The organism is Rhodoluna lacicola (assembly GCF_000699505.1).
Taxonomy (GTDB): domain Bacteria; phylum Actinomycetota; class Actinomycetes; order Actinomycetales; family Microbacteriaceae; genus Rhodoluna; species Rhodoluna lacicola.
This window is the reverse complement of record NZ_CP007490.1, coordinates 1,065,685-1,091,547: the sequence shown is the minus strand read 5'-3', so window position 1 is coordinate 1,091,547 and position 25,863 is coordinate 1,065,685. Positions and strand designations below refer to the sequence as shown.

Here is a 25,863-nt window from a genome sequence, read left to right as displayed (position 1 = left end):
AGGGCTGGGGCTGTCAGCCATCTTCGGCAAATTCTGATTGCTTCACGGGCAAGGGTAATTGAATAGACTTGTCCCTATGTCTGTAGATATCAAGCCACGTTCTCGCGACGTTACCGATGGAATTGAAAAAACTGCCGCCCGAGGCATGCTTCGTGCGGTCGGAATGGGTGACGAGGACTGGGTAAAGCCTCAAATTGGTGTGGCAAGCTCTTGGAGCGAGGTTACTCCGTGCAACCTTTCGCTGGATCGCCTAGCTGATGCGGCCAAGCAGGGCGTGCACGCTGCTGGCGGATACCCTCTTGAATTTGGAACCATCTCTGTCTCAGATGGAATTTCTATGGGCCACGAGGGAATGCACTTCTCGCTAGTCTCTCGCGAGGTAATCGCCGACTCAGTTGAAACGGTTATGCAGGCTGAGCGCCTAGACGGTTCGGTTTTGCTAGCCGGCTGTGACAAATCTTTGCCTGGCATGCTTATGGCCGCTGCTCGCCTGAACCTTTCATCGGTGTTCCTTTACGCCGGTTCAATCATGCCTGGTTGGGTAAAGCTTGAAGACGGCACCGAAAAAGAAGTAACCATCATCGACGCCTTTGAGGCAGTTGGCGCTTGCAAGGCCGGAAAGATGTCTGAAGAAGACCTTGGCCGCATTGAGCGCGCGATCTGCCCTGGCGAAGGCGCCTGTGGCGGAATGTACACAGCAAACACCATGGCCTCAATTGCTGAAGCACTCGGCATGAGCTTGCCAGGCTCTGCAGCCCCACCGGCAGCGGACCGTCGTCGCGATAACTGGGCACACCGATCAGGCGAGGCCGTGGTAAACCTGCTTCGTCACGGAATTACCGCTCGCGACATCATGACTAAAAAAGCCTTTGAAAATGCGATTGCCGTGCTCATGGCATTTGGTGGTTCAACCAATGCCGTGCTTCACCTGCTTGCAATTGCCCGCGAGGCAGAGGTTGACCTCACCATTGATGACTTCAACAAAATTGCCGACAAGGTTCCTCACCTTGGTGACCTAAAGCCTTTTGGTCGCTACGTGATGAACGATGTGGACCGCGTGGGTGGTGTTCCAGTGGTTATGAAGGCGCTTCTTGATGCTGGCCTGCTGCACGGTGATGTTTTGACCGTGACCGGCAAGACCATGGCCGAAAACCTTGCCGGAATTAACCCGCCAGACCCAGACGGCAAGATTATTCGTGCCCTAAGCAACCCAATCCACAAAACTGGTGGAATCTCGATTCTGAAGGGAAGCATGGCCCCAGAGGGTGCCGTGGTTAAGACCGCAGGTTTCGATCTAGAGGACTTCACTGGCCCAGCGCGAGTATTTGAGCGTGAACGTGCAGCGATGGATGCCCTAACCGAGGGCAAGATCAAGGCGGGCGACGTCGTGGTTATTCGCTACGAGGGACCAAAGGGTGGCCCTGGCATGCGCGAGATGTTGGCCATTACCGCAGCAATCAAGGGTGCGGGATTGGGCAAGGATGTTCTACTATTGACAGACGGACGATTCTCAGGCGGCACAACCGGCCTTTGCATCGGACACATTGCACCAGAGGCCACCGAAGGTGGACCAATTGCTCTGGTTCGCGATGGCGACTTGATTCGAGTCAACATCGCTTCTCGATCGCTCGAACTACTCGTTGAGCCTGAAGAGTTGGCTGCCCGCAAGCAAAATTGGCAGTCTCTTCCACCGCGCTATACCCGAGGCGTTCTCGCGAAATATTCAAAGCTTGTGCACTCTGCAGCAGAGGGCGCGTACTGCGGCTAATTCGCATTCCGCTTGCTACAAAAATGCAAAGCTAACGAGGAATGAATTAAATGACTAACGAAGTTCTAACCGGCGCGGCTGCGATTATTCGCAGCCTTGAGATGCTTGGTATTGAGGACGTCTTTGGTTTGCCGGGCGGTGCAATTTTGCCGACCTACGACCCTTTGATGGATTCAAAAAAGATTCGTCACATTTTGGTGCGTCACGAGCAGGGTGCCGGTCACGCTGCTGAAGGTTACGCGTCCGCATCTGGTCGTCTTGGTGTTTGCATTGCAACATCTGGCCCTGGGGCAACCAACTTGGTAACCGCTATCGCGGATGCCTACATGGACTCTGTGCCTCTGCTTGCCATCACCGGGCAGGTTGGCTCAAAGCTAATCGGAACCGATGCGTTCCAAGAGGCCGACATCGTTGGTATCACCATGCCAATTACCAAGCACTCGTTCTTGGTAACCAAGGCTGAGGATATTCCAGAAACTATTGCCGCAGCGGTAATGATTGCAACCACCGGACGACCTGGTCCGGTTCTAGTTGACGTGACCAAAGACGCTCAGCAGGGCAAGGCAGAATTTGTTTGGCCACCCAAGGTTGACCTCGCCGGATACAAGCCGGTCACTAAGCCACATGGCAAGCAGATTCAAGCTGCGGCGCAAATGATTGCCGAATCTAAAAAGCCAGTTCTCTACGTGGGCGGCGGAGTTATTCGCGCTGGTGCGCACAAAGAACTTTTGAAACTTGCCGAACTGATTAACGCTCCAGTGGTAACCACACTGATGGCCCGTGGTGCGTTCCCAGATTCACACAAGCAAAACCTTGGTATGCCGGGCATGCACGGTACCGTTCCTGCGGTTACCGCACTGCAGAAAGCGGATCTACTTATTACCCTTGGCGCGCGTTTCGATGACCGAGTAACCGGTGACGTAAAGAGCTTTGCGCCGGGAGCAAAAGTTATTCACGTGGATATCGATCCGGCTGAAATTGGAAAGATTCGATTCGCCGATGTTCCAATCGTGGGCGACGCTAAAGAAGTTATCACCGAGCTAAATGCCGAACTTCCATCGGCGTTGAAAGCAGCTAAGCCAGACCTAACCGAATGGTGGAGCTTCATCAATGGTTTGGTTGAGCGCTACCCACTTGGCTACACCCACGCAGACGATGGCAAACTTTCACCGCAGTACGTGATTAAGCGAATCGGAGAGCTTTCCGGACCTGAAGCAATCTATGCTGCAGGCGTTGGTCAGCACCAAATGTGGAGCGCACAGTTCATTAAGTACGAGCGTCCAAACGCCTGGCTAAACTCTGGCGGTGCCGGAACGATGGGTTACTCGGTTCCTGCCGCAATGGGGGCTAAAGTGGCCCAGCCAGATCGTTTGGTTTGGGCGATTGACGGCGATGGTTGTTTCCAGATGACCAACCAAGAGCTGGCCACCTGCGCCATCAACAATATTCCGATCAAGGTTGCAATTATCAACAACTCTTCACTTGGAATGGTTCGTCAGTGGCAGACCCTGTTCTACAACGAGCGTTATTCAAACACTGACCTTAATACCGGCACCGACACAGTCATGATTCCCGACTTTGTAAAACTCGCCGATGCCTACGGTTGCTTGGCTATTCGCGTTGAAAAAGAAGAAGAAATTGACGCCGCGATTAAGTTGGCACTTGAGACTAATGATCGTCCGGTAGTAATTGACTTTATTGTCAGCCGCGATGCAATGGTTTGGCCAATGGTTGCAGCTGGTCTGTCAAACGATGAAGTTCAGTACGCACGCGATGCGGCTCCGATCTGGGATGGGGAGGAGTAAAGATGTCACGACACGTACTCTCACTTTTGGTTGAAGACAAGCCAGGTATCTTGACTCGCGTGGCCGCGCTATTTGCACGCCGCGGTTTCAACATTGAATCTTTGGCCGTGGGTACCACAGAGGTTTCTGGTCTTTCTCGCATCACCGTTGTTGTTGGTGTTGAGGGCGCTCCGCTGGAGCAGGTAACCAAGCAGCTAAACAAGCTAATCAACGTGATCAAGGTTGTTGAACTAGAGGCCGACCAGGCTGTTCAGCGCGATCACATGCTAATAAAGGTGCGCACCGATGCGGCTTCGCGCTCGGCGGTGCTCGAGGCAGTAACCTTGTTCCGTGCACGCGTTATCGACGTTGTGAGCGATGCACTAATCATTGAGGTCACTGGCGACACTGCCAAATGCGCGGCCTTCATCAAGGTTCTAGAACCATTCGGCATCAAGGAATTGGTTCAATCAGGTGTTCTTGCAATGGGCAGAGGCTCAAAGTCAATCACCGAAAAAGTTCTAAAGTAAAAAACTTCACAAATCTAAACAAGCTTCAACAAAAAGAAAACAAGGAGAAACAAAGTGGCTGAAATCTTTTACGACAAGGATGCAGACCTTTCGATCATTCAGGGTCGCAAAGTTGCAGTACTTGGCTATGGTTCACAGGGACACGCACACTCACTAAACCTGAAGGATTCAGGCGTAGATGTAGTTGTTGGTCTTCCTGCAACCTCAAAGTCAAAGGCAAAGGCAGAAGCTGCTGGCCTAAAGGTACTTACCCCGGCTGAAGCATCAGCTTGGGCAGACGTGATCGTGGTGCTAGCACCGGACCCACGTCAGCGCGACCTTTACAACCAGGACATCGAGCCAAACCTAACTGCTGGTAAGGCACTTGTCTTTGGTCACGGTTTTTCAATTCGTTTTGGATACATCACAGCCCCTGAGGGTGTTGACGTATTTCTAGTTGCACCAAAGGGCCCAGGCCACTTGGTTCGCCGCGAGTACGAGAACGGTCGCGGAGTGCCAAACCTAATTGCGGTTCACCAGAACGCAACCGGTTCAGCCTTTGAACTTGGACTTTCATACTCAAAGGCGATTGGTGGAACCCGCGCTGGCACCATCAAGACCACTTTCGCCGAAGAAACTGAGACTGACCTATTTGGTGAGCAGGCGGTTCTTTGTGGTGGTGCATCACAGTTGGTTCAATATGGTTTCGAAACTCTGATCGAGGCTGGTTACCAGCCAGAGGTTGCTTACTTTGAGGTTCTGCACGAGCTGAAGCTAATCGTTGACCTAATGTACGAGGGTGGAATCGCAAAGCAGCGCTGGTCAGTTTCAGACACCGCTGAGTACGGTGACTACATCTCAGGTCCACGCGTAATTGGTCCAGAGGTTAAGGAGCGTATGCGCGATGTTCTAACTGACATCCAAGACGGAACCTTTGCAAAGCGTTTCGTTGCCGACCAGGACGCTGGCGCCCCAGAGTTCCTAGCGCTTCGCGCCAAGGGCGAGGCTCACCCAATCGAGGCAGTAGGCCGCACCCTGCGCAAGCTGTTCTCATGGATCAAGAACTCAGACGACTACCAGGAAGGTGTTGCCGCTCGCTAGACGAGAGGCACCCAGCCTAGGTATTCTGCGGAAGGGCACCCCAGCCACGAGCCAAGCTCGAGCGGGGGTGCCTTTTCTTTTGGCTAGAATTGAGCCAGTACCTCGTCGCCGTTGCCGCGGGCATAATTTCCACTAATCAAGGACTTCCCATTGACTAAGCCTGTTGTTCTAATTGCCGAAGAGCTATCGCCAGCAACCGTTGAGGCTCTTGGTCCTGACTTTGACGTTGTAAACGTAGACGGCACCGATCGCCCGGCCCTGCTCAAGGCCCTGGCCAACGCAGATGCGATCTTGGTTCGTTCGGCAACTCAGGTAGATGCCGAAGCAATTGCGGCAGCACCCAAGCTTAAGGTCGTAGCCCGCGCGGGTGTTGGCCTAGACAACGTAGACATTAAGGCTGCTACCACCGCCGGTGTGATGGTCGTAAACGCGCCAACCTCAAACGTGGTTTCTGCTGCCGAGCTGGCCATCGCTCAAATGCTTGGCCTGGCCCGTCACATTCCTGACGCGAATGCTTCATTGAAGCGTGACGAATGGAAGCGTTCTCAGTTCACCGGTGCCGAACTTTATGAAAAGACCGTTGGAATCGTAGGTCTTGGTCGAATCGGTGGTTTGGTTGCCGCACGCCTTGCCGGTTTTGGCGTAGAGCTAATTGGTTATGACCCTTACATCACCCCTGCGCGCGCAGAGCAGATGGGTGTAAAGCTTGCCAGCCTTGAAGAAGTGATGAAGCAGTCGGACTTCATCACCATCCACATTCCTAAGACTCCTGAGACCACCGGACTTATCGGTGCTGCTCAATTTAAAATTGCCAAGCCAAATCTTAGAATCGTCAACTGTTCACGCGGTGGCATCATCGACGAAGATGCTCTTTACCAAGCACTTAGCACCAACCAGATTGCCGGAGCTGGCCTAGACGTATTCGTCAACGAGCCACCAAAGGGTTCGCCGCTGCTTAGCCTTCCAAACATTCTTGTGACTCCACACCTAGGTGCATCAACCGATGAAGCCCAGGAGAAAGCCGGCATCTCAGTTGCCAAGTCGGTTCGCCTTGCGCTCGCCGGAGACCTGGTTCCTGATGCGGTGAACGTTGCCGGCGGAAACATCGACGCCTCGGTGAAACCCGGCATTTCGCTAATCGAAAAGTTAGGTCAAGTTCTATTCGGAATCTCCGGTGGTTCAGTTTCTGCAATTGAGGTAGAAGTTCGCGGCGAGATCGCAGCGCACGATGTATCGGTGTTGAAGCTTGCCGGACTAAAAGGCTTCTTCCAGAACGCAGTTACCGAGCAGGTTTCTTATGTGAACGCGCCGCTGATGGCCGAGCAGCGCGGAATTGATGTCAAGCTCACCGTTGATGCCAAGTCAGATGAGTACCGCAACGTCACGACCATCAAGGCAACTCTTGCCGACGGAACCAGCGCCTCCGTTTCAGGAACCGTGATTGGTCCAAAGCTGCACCAGAAAATTGTCAACATCAACGGCTACGACGTAGAGCTTGGCCTGGCCGAGCACCTCGTGCTCATGGTTTACTCAGACCGCCCGGGCATTGTTGCGGTGTACGGCAAGGCATTTGCCGATGCAAACATCAACATCGCTGCCATGCAAATTGCCCGCCAGCAAAAGGGTGGCAAAGCGCTTTCAGTTATCACCGTTGATTCACCGGTTGATGCGGCTGTACTTGAAGAAGTGCGCGTGGCTATCCAGGCTGACGTCATGAAAGCAATCGACATCATTGGCTAACCCCCAAAATCAGAAAAAGGAAAAAATCATGGCTCTCATTCTTGATGTACGCACACCAGCTGAAGTTGCCGAAGGGCACCTAGAGGGTGCTCTATTCGTGGACTTCATGGCAGATGACTTTCGCGACAAGGTAGTGGAACTAGACAAGACCGCCGACTACATTGTGCACTGCCGTTCAGGAAACCGTTCGGGTCAGGCCGTGGTAATCATGGCTGAACTTGGCTTCACCGGTGAACTAATTAATGGTGGAACTCTTGATGAAGCTGCCGAGACCACCGGCGCAGCCATCGTTAAGTAACTCATCTCGCTAATTTCTAACCAGGCGATAAGAAAATGATTGACTCGTCATACTGGGACGCCAAGTACGACGTTGATAATTTCATCTACACCAAAGACGCAAATCGTTTCGTCAAGGAATATTGCCAGCCAATAATTGAAAAAATTGGCAAGTCTGGAAAAGTAATTGACCTGGCCGGGGGCGAGGGTCGCAATTCTGTCTGGTTCGCAGAGCAGGGTTGGCAGGCTGAAAACATTGATTTCTCGGGCAAGGCGCTTTCGAAATTCTTGGCTTTTGCCGAGGAGCGCAGAGTAGCCGAACTTTGTTTTGCCAACCGAGCAGACGCCACCGGTTTCGAATCGGTATTGATGCCGGTGGACATCGGTGTTTGTGCCTATCTGCAGATTCCACAACCCGATCTCTTTGATGCACTCGACAATCTGATCGAAAATATCAGGCGTGGGGGATACCTGATGGGTGTCTGGCACGCGCGTGAAAATTTAGAGACTGGTTTTGGTGGACCGCAGGATCCTGCGGTTTTGCCAACCGCTAGCGAGCTGCGTGAATTTTTAGCGCAGTACCCGCTGGACATCGAATTTCTAGGTAATCGCGATGGTCAGGTTCAAACCAAGGATGGCCTGAAGCCTTCGACCACACTGGTCCTCTTGGCGAAGCTGCGTTAGCAATAAAGCCCATTGAAACGAGGTAAACTCGGGGGCAATAAGGGCACAGGGAGCTTAAATTGACGCGTGAATACAAGATTGCAGTTATCGGTGGCGACGGCATTGGGCCAGAAGTCACCGCTATCGCCCTTGAGTCAATCCGCCGCGTTACTTCTGGTTCGGGTGTTGAATTCAAAACCACAGAGTTTGATTTAGGTGCTCGCCGCTACCTTGCCACGGGTGAGACCCTGACAGACACCGATTTGGAATCGCTCAAACAACACGATGCGATTTTGCTTGGTGCTATCGGTGACCCAAAGGTTCCATCAGGCGTTCTAGAGCGTCAATTGTTGCTGAAGCTTCGTTTCAGTTTTGACCACTACGTAAATCTGCGTCCAACTAAGTTGTACCCGGGAGTGGTAAGCCCACTTGCAGATCCAGGCGAAGTTGATTTTGTCGTTGTTCGCGAGGGAACCGAGGGTCCTTATGTAGGCAACGGCGGTGCGATACGAGTTGGTACCCCAAACGAGGTGGCAAACGAGGTTTCGGTTAACACGGCCTTTGGTGTCGAGCGCTTGGTTCGCTACGCATTCGAATTAGCTTCAAACCGTGAGCGTAAAAAACTAACCCTGGTGCACAAGCACAACGTAATGGTTCACGCCGGCTGGTTATGGCAGAACACCGTCAATCGAGTCGCCGAGGAATTCCCGGCGATCAAGCACGACTATCTACACATCGATGCGGCAACTATTTTTATGGTTACCAATCCGGAAAGATTTGACGTAATCGTCACCGACAATTTGTTTGGTGACATCATCACAGACCTTGCCGCCGCAATCGGTGGTGGAATTGGGCTTGGCGCATCGGGAAACATCAACCCAGATGGCGCGTTCCCAAGCATGTTTGAACCGGTACATGGTTCAGCTCCTGATATCGCTGGAAAGAATATCGCAGACCCAACTGCGGCGATTCTTTCGGCAGCGTTGTTGTTGCAGCACCTAAACAACCCGGTGGCGGCAGCACGTATCGAAAACGCAGTAGCAGCTGATCTAGCCACTCGTGGAAACAAGAAGCGTTCAACACAAGAAGTTGCCGAAAGCATTTTCGCTCTTCTCTAAAAGATTCAAGAAAGTAGCAGATCATGGCCGATCTAAAATTTGAAGTAACTCGCAACCCAAATCCAAAGCCGGATGCGGAGCGCGAAGAGATTATTAAGGCGCCCGTTTTCGGAGCCAACCTGACCGACCACCAAGTCGTTGTTGTGTGGGAAAAAGATAAGGGCTGGCACTCGGCTCAGGTAATCCCTTACGGGCCGATCTTGATGGATCCATCTGCTGCAGTACTGCACTACGGCCAAGAAATTTTCGAAGGTATCAAGGCTTACCGTCACCAAGACGGATCAATTTGGACCTTCCGGCCAGAAGCTAATGCCAAGCGCCTGCAGAAGTCAGCGCATAGAATGGCTCTGCCTGAGCTACCAACTGAGATCTTCATCGAATCGCTTCGTCAGCTCATTGCAGTAGACGGTGCTTGGGTTCCCGAGCCGGTTGATGAGAAGACGCTATACATTAGGCCCTTTGAGATTGCGGCTGAAAACTTCCTAGGTGTTCGTGCCGCACACCGCGCCGAATTCCGCGTAATCGCGTCTCCCGTTGGTCCTTACTTCACCGGTGGTCTAAAGCCGGTTTCAATTTGGATCGCTCTTGATTCGGCTCGCGCTGGAAAGCACGGCACTGGTGAGGCCAAGACCGGTGGAAACTACGCCGCTTCACTCTTGGCACAAAACGAAGGCTACGAAAACGGATGCTCTCAGGTAATGTTCCTGGATGCCGAAACCTCAACCTACATTGAAGAGCTCGGCGGCATGAATCTGTTCTTTGTTTACAAAGACGGACACGTTGCCACACCTTCTCTTGACGGAACAATTCTTCGCGGCATCACTCGTGACTCGGTGGTGCAGTTGATCAAAGACCGCGGCTTAAAGATTGAAGAACGAAAAATCACACTCGATGAAGTGAAGTCTGGAATTACCGCAGGCGAAATCGTAGAGGTGTTTGCCTGCGGCACCGCTGCTGTAATCACACCGATAGGCGAGTTCAAATCCCGTGAGGGAACCATTGGATTTGCCGATGCCAAACCGGGTGAACTTACTTCAAGCCTGCGCGCCGAACTAACTGGCATTCAGTACGGAACGGTAGCCGACCGTCACGGTTGGATGCACAAGCTTGCCGACTAAGTCAGCGAACTAGACAGGGGTAGCAGATGCGCATCGCGCGATTTAGTTTGAACGGCGAACCCAAGTTCGGCATCGTTGATGGCCCAGAGCTTGTGGTTCTAAATGGCCACCCGCTGGTTCAGGGCTATGACACAACCGGAGAACGAGTACCGCTGAAAGATGTGAAGCTGTTGGCCCCAACGATTCCTTCAAAAATCGTTTGCATCGGTAAGAACTATGCGGATCACGTCGCCGAAATGGGTCGCGAAATAAATCCCGAACCAACGATTTTTTTAAAGCCGTCTTCGGCAATCATTGGGCCAGGTGATTCAATCGTGTTGCCGGTGCAAAGCGAACGCGTTGAGCTTGAGGCCGAATTAGCAATCGTTATTGGTCAAATTACTCGCGGAGTAACTGAGAAAGATGCGCTGGAGCATGTCTGGGGTTTCACAATCGCAAATGATGTGACCGCTCGCGACCTGCAGGCAACCGATGATCAGTGGGCTAGGGCAAAGGGCTTTGATACCTTCTGCCCGCTTGGACCATGGATTGAAACCGAGTTCGTGCCGGATGGTCAAATTGTTGAGAGCCGCATCGACGGTGAAACCAAGCAGCAGGCTTCAATTGATCTCATGCTGCACAACGTTCCAAAAATCATTTCTTATGTGAGTCAGAACATGACCCTGTTACCCGGTGACGTTATCTTGACTGGAACCCCAGCAGGCATTTCGCAAATTTCTTCCGGTCAAATTGTGGAGTGTGAAGTCGAAGGCATTGGCACCCTGCTAAATCCTGTTCTTTAGGCCGGTCCTTTAGACTGGGGTGATTATGTCTTCAATTACTGCACCTTTCAGCACAGCCACCGGAGCCGATGTAAAGGTTCGTTTCTGCCCTTCACCCACCGGTACGCCGCACGTTGGATTGATTCGCACCGCACTATTTAATTGGGCATACGCGCGTCACACCGGAGGCACTTTTCTTTTCAGAATTGAAGACACCGATGCCGAGCGCGACAGCGAAGAGTCCTTTGAAATGATTCTGGATGCGCTTAGTTGGCTTGGTTTGAACTGGGATGAGGGAGTGAATGTTGGTGGCCCGGCCGAGCCTTACCGTCAAAGCCAACGTGGGCACATTTACCTAGAGGTGATTGAAAAGCTTAAGGCATCGGGTCATATTTACGAGAGTTATCTAACCGGTGAAGAAATTGACGAGCGCAATAAGGCTGCCGGTCGCGCGGTTCAGTTGGGATATGACAATTCTGAGCGCAACCTGACCGAAGAGCAGCGCGCTGCATACCGTGCCGAGGGCCGCAGCCCAGCCCTGCGACTTCGTGTACCTGATGTAGACATCACCTTTACCGATCTGGTTCGTGGCGAGATCACCTTTCCCGCCGGATCATTCCCCGATTTTGTCGTGGTCCGCCCTAATGGCCAGCCGCTCTACACCTTGGTTAACCCAGTTGATGACGCACTGATGGGTGTCACCCATGTACTACGTGGTGAGGACTTGCTGTCTTCTACTCCGCGCCAAATTGCTCTTTACAATGCAATGTTTGAAGCCGGAATTACAAAATTCATTCCGCAGTTTGGCCACCTGCCTTACGTAATGGGTGAGGGTAACAAAAAGCTATCTAAGCGCGATCCTCAGGCGAACCTGTTCCACCACCGCGATCGCGGATTCATTCCAGAGGGCTTGTTGAATTACCTTGCTCTTCTTGGGTGGGGTCTGAGTGCAGATCAAGACATCTTCACCATGGATGAACTTGCAGCTGCATTTGATGTTAAAAACGTAAACCCAAACCCAGCTCGCTTTGATCAGAAGAAAGCCGACGCAATTAATGCGGCGCACATTCGCCTGCTAACCGATGAAGACTTCAAGGCCAGATTGTTGCCTTATCTGCAGAGCGCTGGGGTAGTAGGTGCAACACTCTCTGCTGACGAACAAAAAATTCTTGATGCCGCTGCTCCTCTTATTCAGGAACGTCTGGTTGTGCTTAGCGAAGCACCAGACCTACTTAGCTTCTTGTTCAAGACAGCCGATCAAATCACCATTGAGGCTGATGCGTTAGATGGCATGCCTGAGAATGTGGCAGAAGTTTTGGCTGCGGCAATTGCTGCACTGAATGAAATTGGCGAAGCCGAGTTCAAAACAGATCCAGTTCAGAGTGCACTGAACCACGCACTTATTGAAGTGATGGGATTAAAGCCTAGGTTTGCGTTTGGTCCGTTACGCACCGGCATTTCAGGGCGTCGCATTTCGCCACCGCTATTTGAGTCGATGGAAATCTTGGGTAAGTCAGAAACAATCGCTCGCCTAGAGGCGTTTGCTCGCACCGTCCAGCCCGGCTAAGATGGTAAATCGAGCCCTCGGGCTCGGCAGTACCTTGGGGTATGGTGTAATTGGCAACACGGAGGTTTCTGGTACCTTTGTTCTTGGTTCGAGTCCAGGTACCCCAGCTTTGAAACAAATAATGAAAACAACTTCGGCTGTTTTTCTGCTTAACAGGAGAATTCAGCCATGATTGCCGCCGCCTACATAATCTTCGCAGTGCAAATCTGTGTGGTTTTATTCCAGTTAGCGCTAGCTCTTGGAGCACCCATGGGCGAGTACACCCTGGGCGGTCAGAATATCGGCCGATTGTCGATGAAACTCAGATTTGCAACCACAATCAGCCTGTTGATTAACCTTGGAATTGCCGGGCACTACCTAGCCCAGACCGGAACCCTGCAGGCGCTGCTGCCCAGCAACTTGAATGCAATAGTTAATTGGGCGCTGGTTGGCTTCTTTGGATTGGGGCTTTTGATGAACTCAATTTCACGCAGCAAGAAAGAGCGGAACCTTTGGGTTCCGGTGCTCATCTTGAGTTTGGTTTGCGCTGTCATCGTGGCGCTTGGCTAAGGCTAAATGGTCGCAGTGTCGCCCGGTTTTAGAAATTCAAAACTGCCGCCGTGGGCTTCGACCACCTGTTTTACTCGGCCATTATTAAGGTCGTGACCCACATCACTCAGGTGGGCATTGTGAGTAGCAAAGCAACGTCTTGGTTTGACCGCAGCAACGAAGTCCATAACTTCACTGATTTTAAGCCACGGGGCAGAAGTGGGGCAGGCCAGCACTTTAATTGGTTGATCTGGTGTCGTAAAACTATCCCCGGGGTAATAAAGCTCCGAATCAACCAGCACACCGCAGTTTTGAATCAGTGGAATCGATCGGTGAATTTCGGCGTGAATGTCTCCAAAGAACTCAAGGGTGAAGTTTCCATCGGTGTAAAAATCACCGTGGTGTACGGCTATGGTCTGGTAACTACTCAGCCGCTGGCAAACTTCGTCTGTGCCGTAAATTTTGGCAGTTGGGTTATTGTTAAGAATCCGATCCAATTGCTCTTCGTAGCAGTGATCATCGTGCATGTGCGTAATCACGATTGCCTGAACTCCCTGCAAATCAGACATGGGCCGGGTGTAAAAACCGGGGTCAATAACGACGCGCTGACCTTGTTTCTCCAAAACTAGGCACGCGTGCTCGTACTTGGTGATTTGCATAACCTCATTCTGCCCTAGGTTTGTGCCTTAAGATTTTGATGTGGGGAACGAACAAACACAACCAAAAATCGGGTCACGAACCCGTGCCCGGGCCGCAGAAATGGGCTTGGTGATTAGCGACCCCGCTCAGTTTGAGTTGGCAGCTGATGTTGAAGTTGTTTTGTTCAATAAAGCTGGAACCTTAACCGCCCCAATTCGCCGGGTGATAAAGTCCCGACTTGCGTATGGCTCGCCACTGTCGAGTCAAAACGAGCTGCTGTCAATCGCTGCGGCAATTGAGTCATCGGCGGATCACCCAATCGCTACCTCGATAGTTGATGAGGCCAAACGGCAAAACTTGGAGCTGCCAAGCGCGGTTGATGTTCGCGCAATTCCAGGTCAAGGTGTTGCTGGAATTATCGATGCTGAAGCTGTATTTGTTGGCGGGCCGGCCTTGCTCACCGCAAAAAACATTCCAATTTATGTTGATGATCTAGTTCGTTCAGACTCTGCTAATCAACTTGGTCACACCGTGATTTATGTCGTGCGTGATGCTCAACTACTCGGCATGATCGAGCTGGGCGAAACGGTGTTCCCAGACGCAGCAGCGCTGGTGAATAAGTTTCACGAACAAAAAATTCGAGTGGCCATGGTTACCGGTGATGCCACAGGTGTCGCGCAGCACGTTGCTGAACAACTCAATATCGCCGAGGTATTTGCCGAAATTATTCCTAGCCGCAAATCGGACGTGGTGCGAAAACTAAAGTCAGATGGTTCCAAGGTGGCTTTTGTTGGTCGCGTGGATCAAGACGCTTTGGCAATGGCCGAGGCGCAGATAGGAATAGCAATTGATTCGGATGGCAACACATCTTCCAAGGCTGCCGGACTTCACCTAAGGGGTTCAAGTATGGAAGATGTGCTTGGCATAATCTTTCTTTCTAAAAAAGCTAAATCCGCAAACACTCGAAAGGTAATTTCAATCTTTGTTGCTGCAGTCACCGTTATTGGTGCCTTAGTAGTTCTATTTAGCCCAAAGTAGTCACCATTGTTGCGACTTGGCGTAATCATCAATCCGGCAGCCGGCAATGGCGCTGGTCGATTAGAGGGCGAAAAGGTAATTTCCGAATTGCAGCGTGAGAGCGAAGTGCTTGACCTTACCGGCAGCTCTATGCAAGACAGCGAAGCCAGAGCTCGTGATGCAGTCGCTGACAATCTAATCGATGGTCTGGTGGTGGTTGGCGGCGATGGCATGGCCCATCTTTGCGTGAACCTATGTGCTGAGGCTCAGATTCCACTTGGAATAGTTGCGGCTGGAACCGGCAATGATGCTGCTCGCGCTCTAGGTCTGCCGATTGGCGATGCTGTTGCTGGCGTTCGGGTAATCATAAATAATTTGCGGCAACCGCGAAACGTAGATCTGGTAAGAGCATCTAGCTCAATCGGTGAGTTCTGGTATTTCGGCAGCTTATCGGTGGATTTTGTGGCTTTGGTAAACCAGCGCGCGAACATTTGGAAATGGCAAAAGGGTCCCAGTCGCTACAGGTGGGCCATGATTGCCGAGTTGGCCTCATTTAAGCCGATTCACTACAAAGCGGTCATTGACGGGGAAGAAAAAGAATTTCAAGCGATGCTTTGTTCGGTTGGCAACTCACCATTTTTTGGTGGCGGCATGAAAATTGCTCCCCATTCAAAGATCGATGATGGAAAACTGGATATCTTTATCGTCAACAAGATTTCCAGATTTGAATTGCTCAAGGTATTTCCAAGGGTCTACACCGGCGATCACGTGACCCACCCGGCTGTGGAGTTCATTTCGGCTACTGAAGTTCAATTAAGTTCAAACATCAAGATGCCTGCCTATTCTGATGGCGAGCCAGTAGGTTTCGCACCGATAACTGCAAAGATTGCACCGGGCGCGCTTAGGGTTTACGCAACTAGCGCCCGCCAGTCATCGGTGGCATAATAGACAGGTTGCTCTAACGGTCCCATCGTTTAGCGGCCTAGGACACCGCCCTCTCACGGCGGCAGCACGGGTTCAAATCCCGTTGGGATCACGAATCTCCCTCTCGATGACAAGTCTCGGGAGGGAGTTTTATTTAACTCTGCTGATTGGACCTCAATCGGACCACGCCGCTAAATATCAGAATCAGGCTCACCGGAATAAAAGCCGCTGCGTTCAGCCCCAAAAACGCAACGCTCGCCAGAATCGATCCAGAAACTGCCCCACCAAGCGCGCCGGCCAGGTTCATCGACGTGTCGCTCAGCCCCTGCACATTCGTTTTTTCTTCGGCTGGCAGCGTTTTTGCAAGCAGCGCCGAAGACGACACCGTCGATGCAGACCAGCCCAATCCAAGCAAAAATAAACCAAGGGTGACCAAGGTTCGATCGTCTTGACCGAACCCGGCTGTTGCCAGTGCAGCGACGTAGATGAGTTGACCAAGCAGCACGATGCGAATTTTTCCGAACCGGTCACTCAGCCAACCAAATATCGGTGAAAATGCGTACATGCCGGCGATGTGCAAACTAATTGTGAAACCAACCACCACCAGGTCGTAGCCCAGGTGATGCATGTGCAGCGGAGTCATCGACATCACGGCAACCATCACCATGTGGCTCAGCGCAATTGAAACCACCGCAAATGCCGCGGTTGGATAAGCGCGCAGGGTCGCAAAGGCGGTTTGAATCGAAACCTTTGGCTTTAGCCCTCCCTTGGCTTTGTTCAAATCCTTTGCCACCAGCAGCGGGTCCGGTCGCAGGCCAAACCAAAAAACTGCAGCGGCTGAAAACTGCGCCACGATGGTGAATAAAAATGGGCCGGTCATTTGAGGTAGGCCAAGCAATCGGCCAACAAACTCTCCGGGTCCAAAAAGATTAGGTCCAATCACAGCACCGATAGTTGTTGCCCAGACCACGGTTGCTAGGTCGCGACCGGTGGAACGCGAGCTGGCGGAATCTAGATCCACGGCGGCGAATCGTGCCTGCAACCCTGCGGCTGAACCGCCGCCAAGCATAAATAGTGCCAGCAGTAAGAGTGGAAAGAATCCAATGGCAGCTGCGGTAATTACAAAAATTGCACCGAAAATGGCCAGTGCTGCGCCGGCGGCCAAGGAAACCTTGCGCCCGTGAGAGTTGGCTAGGCGGGCCAGTGGAATGGCCCAGGTGGCGGCGCCCAGGGTGCTGAAAGTTGCTGCAGATCCGGCCCAGGCCGGGCTGCCAGACAGAGAGGCTGCTAAAAGTGATCCAATTGAAAGGGTGGAGCCTAGAGCGAATCCACCCAGTATTTGCCCGCCGGTAAGCACTCTTACCGTTCTGCGCTGCAGAATATTGACTTCTTTTTCGTCCACCTCGCCAGCCTAAAGGTAAACTTGGATTTCGATCATTTTGAGGTGTGTTAATGACAGCTAAGCCGCTGACTCTGGCTGAGAAGGTATGGAACGACCATTTGGTCGCCGAGGGTGAAAATGGCACCCCTGACCTGCTCTACATTGATCTTCACCTGGTCCACGAGGTAACCAGCCCACAGGCTTTCGACGGACTTCGCCTGGCCGGACGACAGGTTCGTCGCCCAGATCTAACTATTGCCACAGAGGACCACAACACCCCAACCTGGGACATTGATAAGCCAATTGCCGATCCCACCAGCCGCACTCAAATTGAGGCGCTCCGCAGCAACGCCAAGGAATTTGGAATCCGAATTCACTCTCTGGGCGATGTAGATCAGGGAATCGTGCACGTTGTTGGGCCGCAGCTTGGTCTAACCATGCCGGGCATCACCGTAGTTTGTGGCGACTCGCACACTTCTACACACGGTGCATTTGGTGCGCTGGCCATGGGTATTGGTACCAGCGAGGTTGAGCACGTTCTTGCCACCCAGACGCTGCCACTAAAAAAGTTCAAGACCATGGCCATCAACGTTGAGGGAACTCTGCGTCCGGGTGTCACAGCTAAAGACATCATTCTTGCCGTGATTGCCAAAATTGGAACCGGTGGCGGTCAGGGATACGTCCTTGAATATCGCGGTTCGGCAATTCGCGCGCTGTCGATGGAAGCGCGAATGACAATTTGCAACATGTCCATCGAGGCTGGTGCTCGTGCGGGCATGGTTGCCCCAGATGAAACAACCTTTGAGTATCTAAAAGGTCGTCCGCATGCCCCTCAGGGTGCCGACTGGGATGCGGCTGTTGCATATTGGAAAACTTTGCCAACCGATAAAGATGCAAAGTTTGACGCAGAAGTTTTCTTGGACGCGAACACCTTGGATCCGTTCGTAACTTGGGGCACAAACCCAGGGCAGGGTGTCAGTCTGCTGGATGCGGTTCCAAACCCAGAAGACATTTCTGATCCAAATGAAAAAGCCGCCGCGTTGCGCGCGCTGGAATACATGGACTTAAAGCCCGGCACCAAGATGAAGGACATTGCCGTCAATACCGTATTCCTTGGTTCTTGCACGAACTCGCGAATTGAAGACCTGCGTGCCGCCGCGGCGATTATCGAAGGTAAGAAAAAGGCAGATGGCGTTCGCTTTATGGTGGTTCCGGGCTCCGCTCGCGTTCGCCTGCAGGCCGAGGCCGAGGGACTCGACAAAATTTTTAAAGACTTTGGTGCAGAGTGGCGGTTTGCCGGTTGCTCAATGTGCTTGGGCATGAACCCAGACCAATTGGCACCGGGTGAGCGTGCTGCTTCAACTTCTAACCGAAACTTTGAAGGTCGTCAGGGTAAAGGCGCTCGCACGCACCTGGTGTCACCGTTGGTGGCGGCTGCAACCGCGATTCGCGGAACGCTTTCTTCTCCGGCTGATTTGGAAGCAGATTCTGAAGGGGCAGCCAACTAATGGAAAAGTTTGAAGTTTTTACCGGGGTGGCAGTACCGCTGCGTCGTTCAAACGTAGACACCGATCAAATCATCCCTGCCGTCTACCTAAAGCGAATTACCAAGACTGGTTTTGACGATGCATTGTTCTCGGCATGGCGCAGCGACCCTGAGTTTGTATTGAATCAAGAGCCCTATAAAAATGGCCAGGTGCTGGTTGCCGGTCCTGATTTTGGTACCGGTTCATCTCGCGAGCATGCGGTTTGGGCATTGCGTGACTATGGCTTCAAGGCAGTTTTCTCAAGCAAATTCGCTGACATTTTCCGAGGTAACTCGGGTAAACAGGGTCTAGTCGCCGGCGAAATCACCGAGGCCGATACCGAAAAACTTTGGCAGGCAATCGAAGCAAACCCAGGCTCGTCAATCACGGTCAATCTGATTGAGCAAACTGCCTCAATCGGCGAACTAGTCGTTCATTTTGACATCGATGAGTACACCAAGTGGCGTTTGCTCGAGGGTCTTGATGACATTGGTCTAACCCTGCGCGACGAGCAGGCCATCACTGATTTTGAAGCAAAGCGAGAAGCCTGGCGCCCCAAGACCTTACCGGCTAGGAGCTAACCATGAGTCAAATAACAGTTACCGGTGGTAAGCCGTTAAAAGGCCGCGTTGATTTAAAGGGTGCAAAAAACCTCGTCACCAAGGCAATGGTGGCAGCTCTACTTGGCGATGGCCCAAGTGTTCTCAAGGACACCCCATTCATCAGTGATGTAGAAATTGTTTCTCGTTTACTTCAGCTTCACGGTGTAAAAATTGAGCACACCGAAGACGGCGTCATGTCACTTGATCCAAGCAATGTTGCTTCGGCTCGAATGATTGATATCGACGCTCACGCGGGATCCTCACGCATTCCAATTCTTTTCTGTGGCCCGCTACTGCACAGACTGGGCGAGGCTTTCATTCCAGGTCTTGGTGGTTGTCATATTGGTGATCGTCCGATTGATTACCACTTTGAAGTTCTGCGAAACTTTGGTGCGGTCATCGAAGAACTCGAAAACGGAACCCGACTTTCTGCACCAAAGGGTTTGAAGGGCGCAAAGATTTCCCTGCCTTATCCATCGGTTGGTGCCACTGAGCAGGTTTTGCTGACGGCAACGCGCGCAGAGGGGCTCACTGAGCTTTCTGGCGCAGCAATCGAGCCAGAAATCATGGACCTAATCGCAATCTTGCAAAAGATGGGCGCGATTATTTCTGTAGACACCGATCGCGTGATTCGCATCGAGGGCGTCAAGGAGCTTTCTGGTTATAACCACAGAGCGCTCTTCGATCGCAACGAGGCAGCTTCTTGGGCCTGCGCTGCGCTGGCTACCAACGGAGATATTTTTGTTGGCGGTGCCCGTCAGCAAGAAATGACAACTTTCCTAAACGTTTATCGCAAGGTCGGCGGTGCTTTTGAAATTGAAGACGATGGCATCCGATTCTTCCACCCCGGCGGAGACTTAAAGCCGGTGGTGCTTGAGACAGATGTGCACCCTGGCTTCATGACCGACTGGCAGCAGCCACTTGTAGTGGCCTTGACTCAAGCCAAGGGGCTATCAATCATTCACGAGACGGTTTACGAAAACCGTTTTGGCTTCACCGATGCGCTGGTGCAAATGGGGGCGCAGATTCAGATTTATCGTGAATGTCTGGGTGGCACCGCGTGCCGCTTTGGACAGCGCAACTTTAACCACTCAGCCGTTATCTCTGGCCCCACCCCGCTGCACGCGGCCGACATTCGAGTGCCTGACCTTCGCGGCGGATTCAGCCACATGGTTGCCGCATTAGCCGCCAAGGGCACTTCAAATGTGACCAACGTGCAGCTTATTTCTCGCGGCTACGAGCACTTCTTGCAAAAACTTACTGACCTCGGCGCTGACTTCACCTACAGCGAGTAATTTCATGGCCAAGCCAAAAAAAGAATTACCGATGCCGAAGATAAATTCTTCGGAGCGTCACTTTGTACTTGCGCTTGTGGCTTCTATTTTGATTCCAATCGTTCGACTGCTTTTCAAAGTTGAACCAAAGGGCATAGAGAAGCTTCCCAAACACGGCTCATACATTTTGGTTTCTAATCACGTCACCAATCTGGATGCATTAGCCGTGGCCTACTTCGTTTACGTTCAACTTAAACGAGCACCACACTTTCTGGCCAAGGAAAGCTTGTTCCGAATTCCGGGCATCGGTGGCATTCTGCGTGCGGCCGGGCAAATTCCGGTTTACCGTTCAGGTCACCGAAACGACACCCCGCTAAAAGCCGCGCATGCTTATCTAAAAGCAGGTCACTCGATCGCGATTTTTCCAGAGGGCACTCTGACCCGCAGCCCAGACCTCTGGCCAATGCGTGGCAAGTCCGGAGCGATTCGTTTGGCCCTGGAAACCGGTGTGCCAGTTTATCCAGTGGGGCAGTGGGGCAGCGAAAAGGTGCTGCCCCAGTACGGCAGTAAATTTCGCCCAGGTTTTTGGAAGCCGGTGCGAATTTTGGTCGGCGATGAAATCGATCTGAGTGACTATCGAAAGCGACAGCTCAACCCGGATCAATTAAACGATGCCACCAAACTTGTGATGCAAACTATTACCCAGCTCGTTGAGGAGCTTCGCGGTGAGAAGGCTCCACTTGAATTGTGGGATCCAGCCAAAGCCGGTCAAACAACCAGCGGCAACTTCAAGAAGGCGAGAAAATAGCGTGGCCAAAATTGCAGTGATGGGTGCCGGAAGTTGGGGCACAACCTTTGCCAAGGTGCTTGCCGATAATCCGGCCAACCAGGTAATGCTCTGGGCTCGCCGCGACGATATTGCTGACGAGATCAACACCGATAACCGCAACGGTGACTACCTGCCAGGAATTGCATTACCCAAAACTCTGGCGGCATCCACAGACGTTGCCGAGGTTTTGTCTGGCGCAACTCAGGTTTACCTATCGGTGCCGTCGCAATCACTACGCGACAACCTTGAGGAATGGGGCAGCCTGCTTCCTAAAGACGCAATCGTGGTGAGTCTGATGAAGGGTGTTGAAAAAGACACCGGACTGCGCATGAGCGAAGTAATTGAAAAAGTAGCCGGAGTGGACCCAAGCCGAATTTGCGTGGTCTCGGGCCCTAACCTTTCCCTTGAAATTGCCGCCGAGGAACCAACCGCATCGGTTGCCTCTAGCGTCAGCGAAGAAACTCGCACCGCTGTTGCCGAAGCCGCAAGCAACGAGTACTTCACAACTTTTACCAACAAGGACGTAATTGGAACCGAGTTCGGCGGAATCCTAAAAAACCTGATTGCGGTCGCGATTGGAATCGTGAACGGTGTGGGTTACGGACAGAACACCAAGGCGTCAATCATGACCCGCGGACTAGCCGAGGTCACCAGATTTGCCGTTGCCTATGGCGCCAAAGAAAAAACCATGGTTGGTCTGGCTGGTCTGGGCGACTTGATTGCAACATCCGAATCATCGCTTTCGCGAAACCACAAGGCCGGAGAAATGCTTGGCAAGGGATACACCCTGCGCGAGGTTCAACGCCGCATGGCTCAAACCGCCGAAGGACTTTCATCGGTGGCGCCGATTTTGCAGTTGGCCAAAACAAAAGGTATTTCCATGCCTATTGTTGAGCAGGTTCAGTTAGTGCTGGACGGAAAAATGAATCCGCGCGACATCGCACCGCACCTGACCCACGGTGCAGACGGCCCAATCGGCGAATAGTAAATGACCAAGTTGAACATTGCGCTGCTATTTGGCGGCCCATCATCGGAGCATGAAATTTCTTGTGCCACCGCTGCTGGCGTCATGGGTGCAATCGATCGTCAAAAATATAATCTGATTCCGGTAGCAATTACCAAATCTGGCGACTGGCAGATTGGTGAAGATGACGCAGCAAAGTGGGCTCTGCGCAAAGGCAACTTGGTGAGTGTTGAACCTAATGGCAGTAAGGTATCTTTTGCCACCGATGGCTCGCGCGAGCTTTTTGCCATTGACCATCAGGGAGCGCGTACATCACTTGGCGTGATTGACGTTGTCTTTCCGGTTTTGCATGGCCCCTACGGTGAAGACGGAACTCTTCAGCGTGAACTTGAGGCCGTTGGTGTTGCCTATGTTGGCAACGGGGTGCTGGCCAGCGAGCGCGGCATGGACAAGGAGCTTTCTAAAGATGCCTTTGTAGCCGCGGGAGTTCCGGCTACGCCGCACGTAGTAATTAGGCTGCAGGACTGGATGAACGATCCAGAATCTGCCCTTGAGAAAGTGCAACTGCTTGGTGGACTGCCGCTTTTTGTTAAACCTGCTCGCGCTGGTTCTTCCAAAGGGGTCAGCAAGGTTAGGAGCATGAACGACTTTGCTGCCGCTGTAGAAACTGCGTTCAAAGAAGACGACAAGCTCGTGGTTGAGCGCGGCATCGAGGGCCGCGAGGTTGAGGTTGCTGTTTTGCAGGGCCGCGGGTCCGACGCACCCAGGGTTTCTGTTGCCGGCGAGATTATTGTCACCGGTCGTGACTTTTACGATTTTGATGCCAAGTATCAAGATGAAGATTCGGTGCAGCTAGTGATTCCGGCAGATATCACCGCAGCCGAATTACAAGAAATGCAAAGTTTGGCGGCGCGAGCATTTGACGCACTTGGTTGCGAAGGTCTAGCCAGAGCCGATTTCTTTCTCACCAAAAATGGTTTCCTAATCAACGAGATAAACACCATGCCTGGTTTTACCCCGTTATCAATGTTTCCATCGCTCTGGCAGGCATCTGGCATTTCTTATCCAGACTTGATTGACGAACTAATTCAATTGGCGCTGCTGAAGTAAATCCAGCCAAAAATTCGCAATCTATTTGCAGCTCTTGGTTGCCGGAATGTTTTGTACGGCCTCGGCAAGAGTGTCCAGAGCAGTAACCCCAGCAACCAATTTGGAATCCACAATCACCTCGGTAGCTGGGCTGCGGCCAAAGGTTATGAATCTATAACTCGGCGCCTTGCTGTCATCTACCAACCAATCAACGTCGCTCGCGGTTACGCAGGTGAGGCTGCTGATTGCTGCTGGTTCCAGTCCGCAGCGCAGAATTACAGACGCGGGCTCACCCCAAGCGCCGGTTGCCTGGGCATTGGTGACCCGCTTGGCTTGATCACCAATTTGATCTGGCAGCCGAACCGTGATTTCGGCACAGGCCGGCTCATTGGCTAATGGGGCCGATTCTAAATTTACAGTCGCCGAACATCCAGTCAGGGAAGCGGCAAGCATTACTGCGGCAAGAACAAACCGCTTTTTTGCAGCGGACTTCAAAATCTTCATCTCCAACAGGCTACCTTTGTTATGTGTCAAATGTAGAAACCATTGGGTCGCTGGGCGAGAACGAAAGCCTCAAGCGCACCATTGCGCGACTTAATCTTTCAGAGCACGCACTGGTTGGTCCGGGTGATGACTCAGCGGTGATAAACGCACCCGATGGCCGATTCGTGGTGACGACTGACACTCTGGTCGAAGATCACGACTTCAAACTTTCTTGGTCAACCGGCTATGACCTTGGCTGGAAAGCGGTGGCTAGCAATATTGCTGACGTGGCCGCGATGGGGGCAGTGCCAACTGCACTTGTAGTTGCGCTAACTGCTCCAAGCAGCACTCAAATTTCTTGGTTGGAGGCATTTGCCGATGGCCTTAGTGATGCCTGCACCCAACTTGCTCCCGGTTGCGGGGTAGTGGGCGGCGACCTAGCCGCCAGCGAAAAGGTGATGATTTCTGTTGCGGCACACGGTTCACTTGAGGGTCGTGAGCCTGTGCTTCGCTCTGGGGCTCAGGTTGGCGACATCTTGGCTGTGGCCGGAACACTTGGTCGCGCAGCCGCTGGCCTTGCGCTGTTGCAAAGTGGCAACACCGATGCAATCGCGGCCTATGACGATTGGGTTAATCTGCAGCGTCGGCCACAACCCCCGGTGGCAGCTGGAGTAGAAGCAGCTTTAGCTGGCGCTACTTCAATGCTGGATGTTTCTGACGGTTTGGCTAAAGATGCAAGCCGGATAGCAAAAGCCTCAGCGGTAACTTTGCAAATCGATCCGCTGATGCTGCAGGGTTTTGAAGCGGTGATTGAAGAAGCCGCGCGTGCAATCGATGCAAATCCCGGTGAGTGGGTTATCGGTGGTGGTGAAGATCACTCTTTGCTGGCGACCTTCCCAAGCCAGGCAACCCTGCCGCGCGCATTCAAGGCAATTGGGCTGGTTTTGCCTCAAGGTCCAGCGCCGGTGATGCTGGGTGCAAGTCCCCTGCCTGAATCAGGTTGGGATTCGGTGACCGGCTAGTCGGCCGTAAAAAATAATGCCCAGCAAACCTCAAGAACTCGATTCCGAGTGGTACAAAATCGGCCTCGCCGCAGCTGCCCGCAGGGCTTTGGTTGATGCTAAGTTGTATCGGGTTTCTGACCTCAGGAAAATTTCAGAGCAAGACCTGGCCAACCTTCAAGGCATGGGTAAGTCGGCAATGGCCCGAATCAAACAAATTATGCGAGCTAAGAAAATAAAGTTTTTAGACTAACCGTGAAGAATGCTGTTGAGCACGATGCCATCGCCCTTGCGAGGCAACACCTCTACGCGACCCGATACTGAGTTTCTGCGGAACAACAGATTTGGAACACCAGAAAGGTCGGCCGCCTTGGCTGTGCGTTCGCCATCGCCGTCAATAATTGTGACTTTGGTTCCCGCGGTTACGTAAAGCCCGGCTTCCACCACAGAGTCATCACCAATCGAAATTCCAACTCCTGAGTTGGCTCCAAGCAGGGCCCTTGCGCCAATTGCAACGCGCTCTTTTCCGCCGCCCGACAGGGTTCCCATGATCGATGCACCGCCACCAATATCAGCGCCGTCACCAACCACTACGCCCTGCGAGATGCGGCCCTCAACCATTGAGGTGCCAAGTGTTCCGGCATTAAAGTTCACGAAACCCTCGTGCATGATTGTGGTGCCCGGTGACAGGTGCGCGCCAAGTCGAACCCGAGACGCATCAGCAATGCGAACCTTTTTAGGTGTCACATAGTCAACCAGGCGCGGGAACTTATCAATCGCATAAACACTGATTCCGGCCCGAGTCAACGAAGGCCTCAAAGTATCCAGTTCATCGATGGCAACTGGTCCAACGTTGGTAAACGCCACAATCGGAAGATTTGGAATCAAGCCATCAAGGTTGATTGTGTTTGGCTTCACTAAAAGAAGTGACAGCAGGTGCAAACGAAGATATGCGTCGGCGGTTGAAGTAACTGGTTCTGCCAAGTTGACCTCGGTGCGCACCACCTGGGTTGAAACCCGGCGGCGCTCATCGGTACCAACCATGGCGTCGAGTTCCTTTGGCACCACCCAGAGCGCATCGGTTTTAGGAGCATCGCCAAGTTTTGGATCCGGATATAAAACATCAAGAATTGTGCCGTCGGCGGCGACTGTGGCGAGGCCATGGCCCCAGGCATTGCTCTCTAAAAACGTCATGGATACA

At 52.5% G+C, this 25,863-nt stretch carries 26 protein-coding genes and 2 tRNA genes; 24 read left to right on the top strand and 4 right to left on the bottom strand.

The genetic code is table 11. From position 1 onward, the window contains the following. The first annotated feature begins 76 nt into the window (after nucleotides 1–76). The 13 genes from ilvD (at nucleotide 77) to RHOLA_RS05330 (ending at nucleotide 12,954) form a co-directional block, all read left to right on the top strand. The gene (gene ilvD / locus RHOLA_RS05390; RefSeq protein ID WP_038502963.1) at nucleotides 77–1,768 is read left to right on the top strand and encodes a dihydroxy-acid dehydratase; all 1,692 of its coding nucleotides are present in this window, start codon (nucleotides 77–79) and stop codon (nucleotides 1,766–1,768) included. A 50-nt stretch (nucleotides 1,769–1,818) separates the two neighbouring features. Beyond that, nucleotides 1,819–3,573, top strand: a complete 1,755-nt coding sequence (locus tag RHOLA_RS05385) for an acetolactate synthase large subunit (protein ID WP_038502961.1) — start codon at nucleotides 1,819–1,821, stop codon at nucleotides 3,571–3,573. 2 nt (nucleotides 3,574–3,575) lie between these two features. Then, nucleotides 3,576–4,082 (top strand): acetolactate synthase small subunit, encoded by a 507-nt coding sequence (gene ilvN / locus RHOLA_RS05380; RefSeq protein ID WP_038502958.1) that lies wholly within the window; start codon nucleotides 3,576–3,578, stop codon nucleotides 4,080–4,082. Nucleotides 4,083–4,136: 54 nt separating this feature from the next. Then, on the top strand, nucleotides 4,137–5,162 hold the full coding sequence (gene ilvC, locus RHOLA_RS05375; protein WP_038502955.1) for a ketol-acid reductoisomerase: 1,026 nt from the start codon (nucleotides 4,137–4,139) through the stop codon (nucleotides 5,160–5,162). A 150-nt stretch (nucleotides 5,163–5,312) separates the two neighbouring features. Continuing rightward, nucleotides 5,313–6,902 (top strand): phosphoglycerate dehydrogenase, encoded by a 1,590-nt coding sequence (gene serA, locus RHOLA_RS05370; RefSeq protein WP_038502952.1) that lies wholly within the window; start codon nucleotides 5,313–5,315, stop codon nucleotides 6,900–6,902. Next, complete coding sequence (locus RHOLA_RS05365; protein ID WP_227818770.1) at nucleotides 6,895–7,200, top strand: rhodanese-like domain-containing protein; 306 nt, start codon at nucleotides 6,895–6,897, stop codon at nucleotides 7,198–7,200. Before serA ends, RHOLA_RS05365 begins: the two co-directional genes overlap by 8 nt. A gap of 35 nt (nucleotides 7,201–7,235) precedes the next feature. Further along, nucleotides 7,236–7,862 carry a class I SAM-dependent methyltransferase gene (locus RHOLA_RS05360; protein ID WP_051636313.1) on the top strand — a complete coding sequence of 209 codons (627 nt, stop codon included), beginning with the start codon at nucleotides 7,236–7,238 and terminating at the stop codon, nucleotides 7,860–7,862. A gap of 59 nt (nucleotides 7,863–7,921) precedes the next feature. Continuing rightward, entirely contained in the window at nucleotides 7,922–8,959 is a 1,038-nt protein-coding gene (locus RHOLA_RS05355; RefSeq protein WP_038502947.1) for a 3-isopropylmalate dehydrogenase, read from the top strand. Between the two features lie 23 nt (nucleotides 8,960–8,982). Then, nucleotides 8,983–10,077, top strand: a complete 1,095-nt coding sequence (locus RHOLA_RS05350; RefSeq protein ID WP_038502944.1) for a branched-chain amino acid aminotransferase — start codon at nucleotides 8,983–8,985, stop codon at nucleotides 10,075–10,077. A gap of 26 nt (nucleotides 10,078–10,103) precedes the next feature. Beyond that, entirely contained in the window at nucleotides 10,104–10,859 is a 756-nt protein-coding gene (locus RHOLA_RS05345) for a fumarylacetoacetate hydrolase family protein (RefSeq protein WP_038502942.1), read from the top strand. A 25-nt stretch (nucleotides 10,860–10,884) separates the two neighbouring features. After that, entirely contained in the window at nucleotides 10,885–12,405 is a 1,521-nt protein-coding gene (gene gltX / locus RHOLA_RS05340; RefSeq protein WP_038502940.1) for a glutamate--tRNA ligase, read from the top strand. Nucleotides 12,406–12,440: 35 nt separating this feature from the next. Next, nucleotides 12,441–12,512, top strand: a tRNA-Gln gene (locus tag RHOLA_RS05335). Nucleotides 12,513–12,573: 61 nt separating this feature from the next. After that, nucleotides 12,574–12,954 (top strand): hypothetical protein, encoded by a 381-nt coding sequence (locus RHOLA_RS05330; protein WP_038502937.1) that lies wholly within the window; start codon nucleotides 12,574–12,576, stop codon nucleotides 12,952–12,954. A 2-nt stretch (nucleotides 12,955–12,956) separates the two neighbouring features. Here the strand turns inward: RHOLA_RS05330 and RHOLA_RS05325 are convergent, their stop codons facing one another. Further along, a complete protein-coding gene (locus RHOLA_RS05325; RefSeq protein WP_038502934.1) occupies nucleotides 12,957–13,592 on the bottom strand; it encodes an MBL fold metallo-hydrolase in 636 nt (211 codons plus the stop codon). Nucleotides 13,593–13,632: 40 nt separating this feature from the next. On the opposite strand from RHOLA_RS05325, the gene RHOLA_RS05320 reads away from it, so the two are divergent. The 3 genes from RHOLA_RS05320 to RHOLA_RS05310 all read left to right on the top strand — a co-directional run bounded on the left by RHOLA_RS05320 (nucleotide 13,633) and on the right by RHOLA_RS05310 (nucleotide 15,625). Beyond that, nucleotides 13,633–14,610: an HAD-IC family P-type ATPase gene (locus RHOLA_RS05320; protein ID WP_051636312.1), complete on the top strand. Its 978-nt coding sequence runs from the start codon at nucleotides 13,633–13,635 to the stop codon at nucleotides 14,608–14,610. A 9-nt stretch (nucleotides 14,611–14,619) separates the two neighbouring features. Continuing rightward, nucleotides 14,620–15,534, top strand: coding sequence for a diacylglycerol/lipid kinase family protein (locus RHOLA_RS05315; protein ID WP_158384509.1), 915 nt, complete (start codon nucleotides 14,620–14,622; stop codon nucleotides 15,532–15,534). A gap of 18 nt (nucleotides 15,535–15,552) precedes the next feature. After that, a tRNA-Glu gene (locus RHOLA_RS05310) sits at nucleotides 15,553–15,625 on the top strand. A 42-nt stretch (nucleotides 15,626–15,667) separates the two neighbouring features. Here RHOLA_RS05310 and RHOLA_RS05305 read toward each other — a convergent pair. Next, the gene (locus RHOLA_RS05305) at nucleotides 15,668–16,915 is read right to left on the bottom strand and encodes an MFS transporter (protein WP_038502929.1); all 1,248 of its coding nucleotides are present in this window, start codon (nucleotides 16,913–16,915) and stop codon (nucleotides 15,668–15,670) included. Between the two features lie 50 nt (nucleotides 16,916–16,965). Here RHOLA_RS05305 and leuC point away from each other — a divergent pair, with 50 nt between their 5' ends. The 6 genes from leuC to RHOLA_RS05275 are packed head-to-tail and all read left to right on the top strand — an operon-like array spanning nucleotide 16,966 to nucleotide 23,199. Continuing rightward, a complete protein-coding gene (gene leuC / locus RHOLA_RS05300; protein ID WP_038502926.1) occupies nucleotides 16,966–18,402 on the top strand; it encodes a 3-isopropylmalate dehydratase large subunit in 1,437 nt (478 codons plus the stop codon). Beyond that, a complete protein-coding gene (gene leuD, locus RHOLA_RS05295) occupies nucleotides 18,402–19,001 on the top strand; it encodes a 3-isopropylmalate dehydratase small subunit (protein WP_038502922.1) in 600 nt (199 codons plus the stop codon). Before leuC ends, leuD begins: the two co-directional genes overlap by 1 nt. Nucleotides 19,002–19,003: 2 nt before the next feature. Next, nucleotides 19,004–20,317, top strand: coding sequence for a UDP-N-acetylglucosamine 1-carboxyvinyltransferase (gene murA, locus RHOLA_RS05290; RefSeq protein ID WP_038502919.1), 1,314 nt, complete (start codon nucleotides 19,004–19,006; stop codon nucleotides 20,315–20,317). 4 nt (nucleotides 20,318–20,321) lie between these two features. Next, the gene (locus RHOLA_RS05285) at nucleotides 20,322–21,104 is read left to right on the top strand and encodes a lysophospholipid acyltransferase family protein (RefSeq protein ID WP_084321433.1); all 783 of its coding nucleotides are present in this window, start codon (nucleotides 20,322–20,324) and stop codon (nucleotides 21,102–21,104) included. A 1-nt stretch (nucleotide 21,105) separates the two neighbouring features. Then, a complete protein-coding gene (locus RHOLA_RS05280) occupies nucleotides 21,106–22,110 on the top strand; it encodes an NAD(P)H-dependent glycerol-3-phosphate dehydrogenase (protein WP_265101185.1) in 1,005 nt (334 codons plus the stop codon). 3 nt (nucleotides 22,111–22,113) lie between these two features. Next, entirely contained in the window at nucleotides 22,114–23,199 is a 1,086-nt protein-coding gene (locus tag RHOLA_RS05275; RefSeq protein WP_038502915.1) for a D-alanine--D-alanine ligase family protein, read from the top strand. Nucleotides 23,200–23,220: 21 nt separating this feature from the next. Here the strand turns inward: RHOLA_RS05275 and RHOLA_RS05270 are convergent, their stop codons facing one another. After that, on the bottom strand, nucleotides 23,221–23,682 hold the full coding sequence (locus RHOLA_RS05270; RefSeq protein WP_051636310.1) for a DUF3515 family protein: 462 nt from the start codon (nucleotides 23,680–23,682) through the stop codon (nucleotides 23,221–23,223). Between the two features lie 23 nt (nucleotides 23,683–23,705). Between RHOLA_RS05270 and RHOLA_RS05265 the strand changes: the two genes are divergently transcribed. Both RHOLA_RS05265 and RHOLA_RS05260 read left to right on the top strand, forming a co-directional pair. Further along, nucleotides 23,706–24,683 (top strand): thiamine-phosphate kinase, encoded by a 978-nt coding sequence (locus tag RHOLA_RS05265; protein ID WP_038502912.1) that lies wholly within the window; start codon nucleotides 23,706–23,708, stop codon nucleotides 24,681–24,683. A 16-nt stretch (nucleotides 24,684–24,699) separates the two neighbouring features. Continuing rightward, nucleotides 24,700–24,915: a hypothetical protein gene (locus tag RHOLA_RS05260; RefSeq protein WP_051636309.1), complete on the top strand. Its 216-nt coding sequence runs from the start codon at nucleotides 24,700–24,702 to the stop codon at nucleotides 24,913–24,915. Here RHOLA_RS05260 and dapD read toward each other — a convergent pair. Then, on the bottom strand, nucleotides 24,912–25,856 hold the full coding sequence (gene dapD, locus RHOLA_RS05255; RefSeq protein WP_038502909.1) for a 2,3,4,5-tetrahydropyridine-2,6-dicarboxylate N-succinyltransferase: 945 nt from the start codon (nucleotides 25,854–25,856) through the stop codon (nucleotides 24,912–24,914). The genes RHOLA_RS05260 and dapD overlap by 4 nt on opposite strands. Nucleotides 25,857–25,863: the final 7 nt, after the last annotated feature.

Excerpts from the sequence above, each read along its gene's own strand:
- RHOLA_RS05345 (WP_038502942.1), top strand. The coding sequence starts at position 10,104 with ATGCGCATCGCGCGATTTAGTTTGAACGGCGAACCCAAGTTCGGCATC.
- ilvD (WP_038502963.1), top strand. The coding sequence starts at position 77 with ATGTCTGTAGATATCAAGCCACGTTCTCGCGACGTTACCGATGGAATT.
- RHOLA_RS05275 (WP_038502915.1), top strand. The coding sequence starts at position 22,114 with ATGACCAAGTTGAACATTGCGCTGCTATTTGGCGGCCCATCATCGGAG.
- murA (WP_038502919.1), top strand. The coding sequence starts at position 19,004 with ATGAGTCAAATAACAGTTACCGGTGGTAAGCCGTTAAAAGGCCGCGTT.
- RHOLA_RS05325 (WP_038502934.1), bottom strand. The coding sequence starts at position 13,592 with ATGCAAATCACCAAGTACGAGCACGCGTGCCTAGTTTTGGAGAAACAA.
- RHOLA_RS05360 (WP_051636313.1), top strand. The coding sequence starts at position 7,236 with ATGATTGACTCGTCATACTGGGACGCCAAGTACGACGTTGATAATTTC.
- dapD (WP_038502909.1), bottom strand. The coding sequence starts at position 25,856 with ATGACGTTTTTAGAGAGCAATGCCTGGGGCCATGGCCTCGCCACAGTC.
- RHOLA_RS05330 (WP_038502937.1), top strand. The coding sequence starts at position 12,574 with ATGATTGCCGCCGCCTACATAATCTTCGCAGTGCAAATCTGTGTGGTT.
- RHOLA_RS05385 (WP_038502961.1), top strand. The coding sequence starts at position 1,819 with ATGACTAACGAAGTTCTAACCGGCGCGGCTGCGATTATTCGCAGCCTT.
- RHOLA_RS05270 (WP_051636310.1), bottom strand. The coding sequence starts at position 23,682 with ATGAAGATTTTGAAGTCCGCTGCAAAAAAGCGGTTTGTTCTTGCCGCA.
- leuD (WP_038502922.1), top strand. The coding sequence starts at position 18,402 with ATGGAAAAGTTTGAAGTTTTTACCGGGGTGGCAGTACCGCTGCGTCGT.
- RHOLA_RS05285 (WP_084321433.1), top strand. The coding sequence starts at position 20,322 with ATGGCCAAGCCAAAAAAAGAATTACCGATGCCGAAGATAAATTCTTCG.
- leuC (WP_038502926.1), top strand. The coding sequence starts at position 16,966 with ATGACAGCTAAGCCGCTGACTCTGGCTGAGAAGGTATGGAACGACCAT.
- gltX (WP_038502940.1), top strand. The coding sequence starts at position 10,885 with ATGTCTTCAATTACTGCACCTTTCAGCACAGCCACCGGAGCCGATGTA.
- RHOLA_RS05350 (WP_038502944.1), top strand. The coding sequence starts at position 8,983 with ATGGCCGATCTAAAATTTGAAGTAACTCGCAACCCAAATCCAAAGCCG.
- ilvN (WP_038502958.1), top strand. The coding sequence starts at position 3,576 with ATGTCACGACACGTACTCTCACTTTTGGTTGAAGACAAGCCAGGTATC.
- RHOLA_RS05260 (WP_051636309.1), top strand. The coding sequence starts at position 24,700 with ATGCCCAGCAAACCTCAAGAACTCGATTCCGAGTGGTACAAAATCGGC.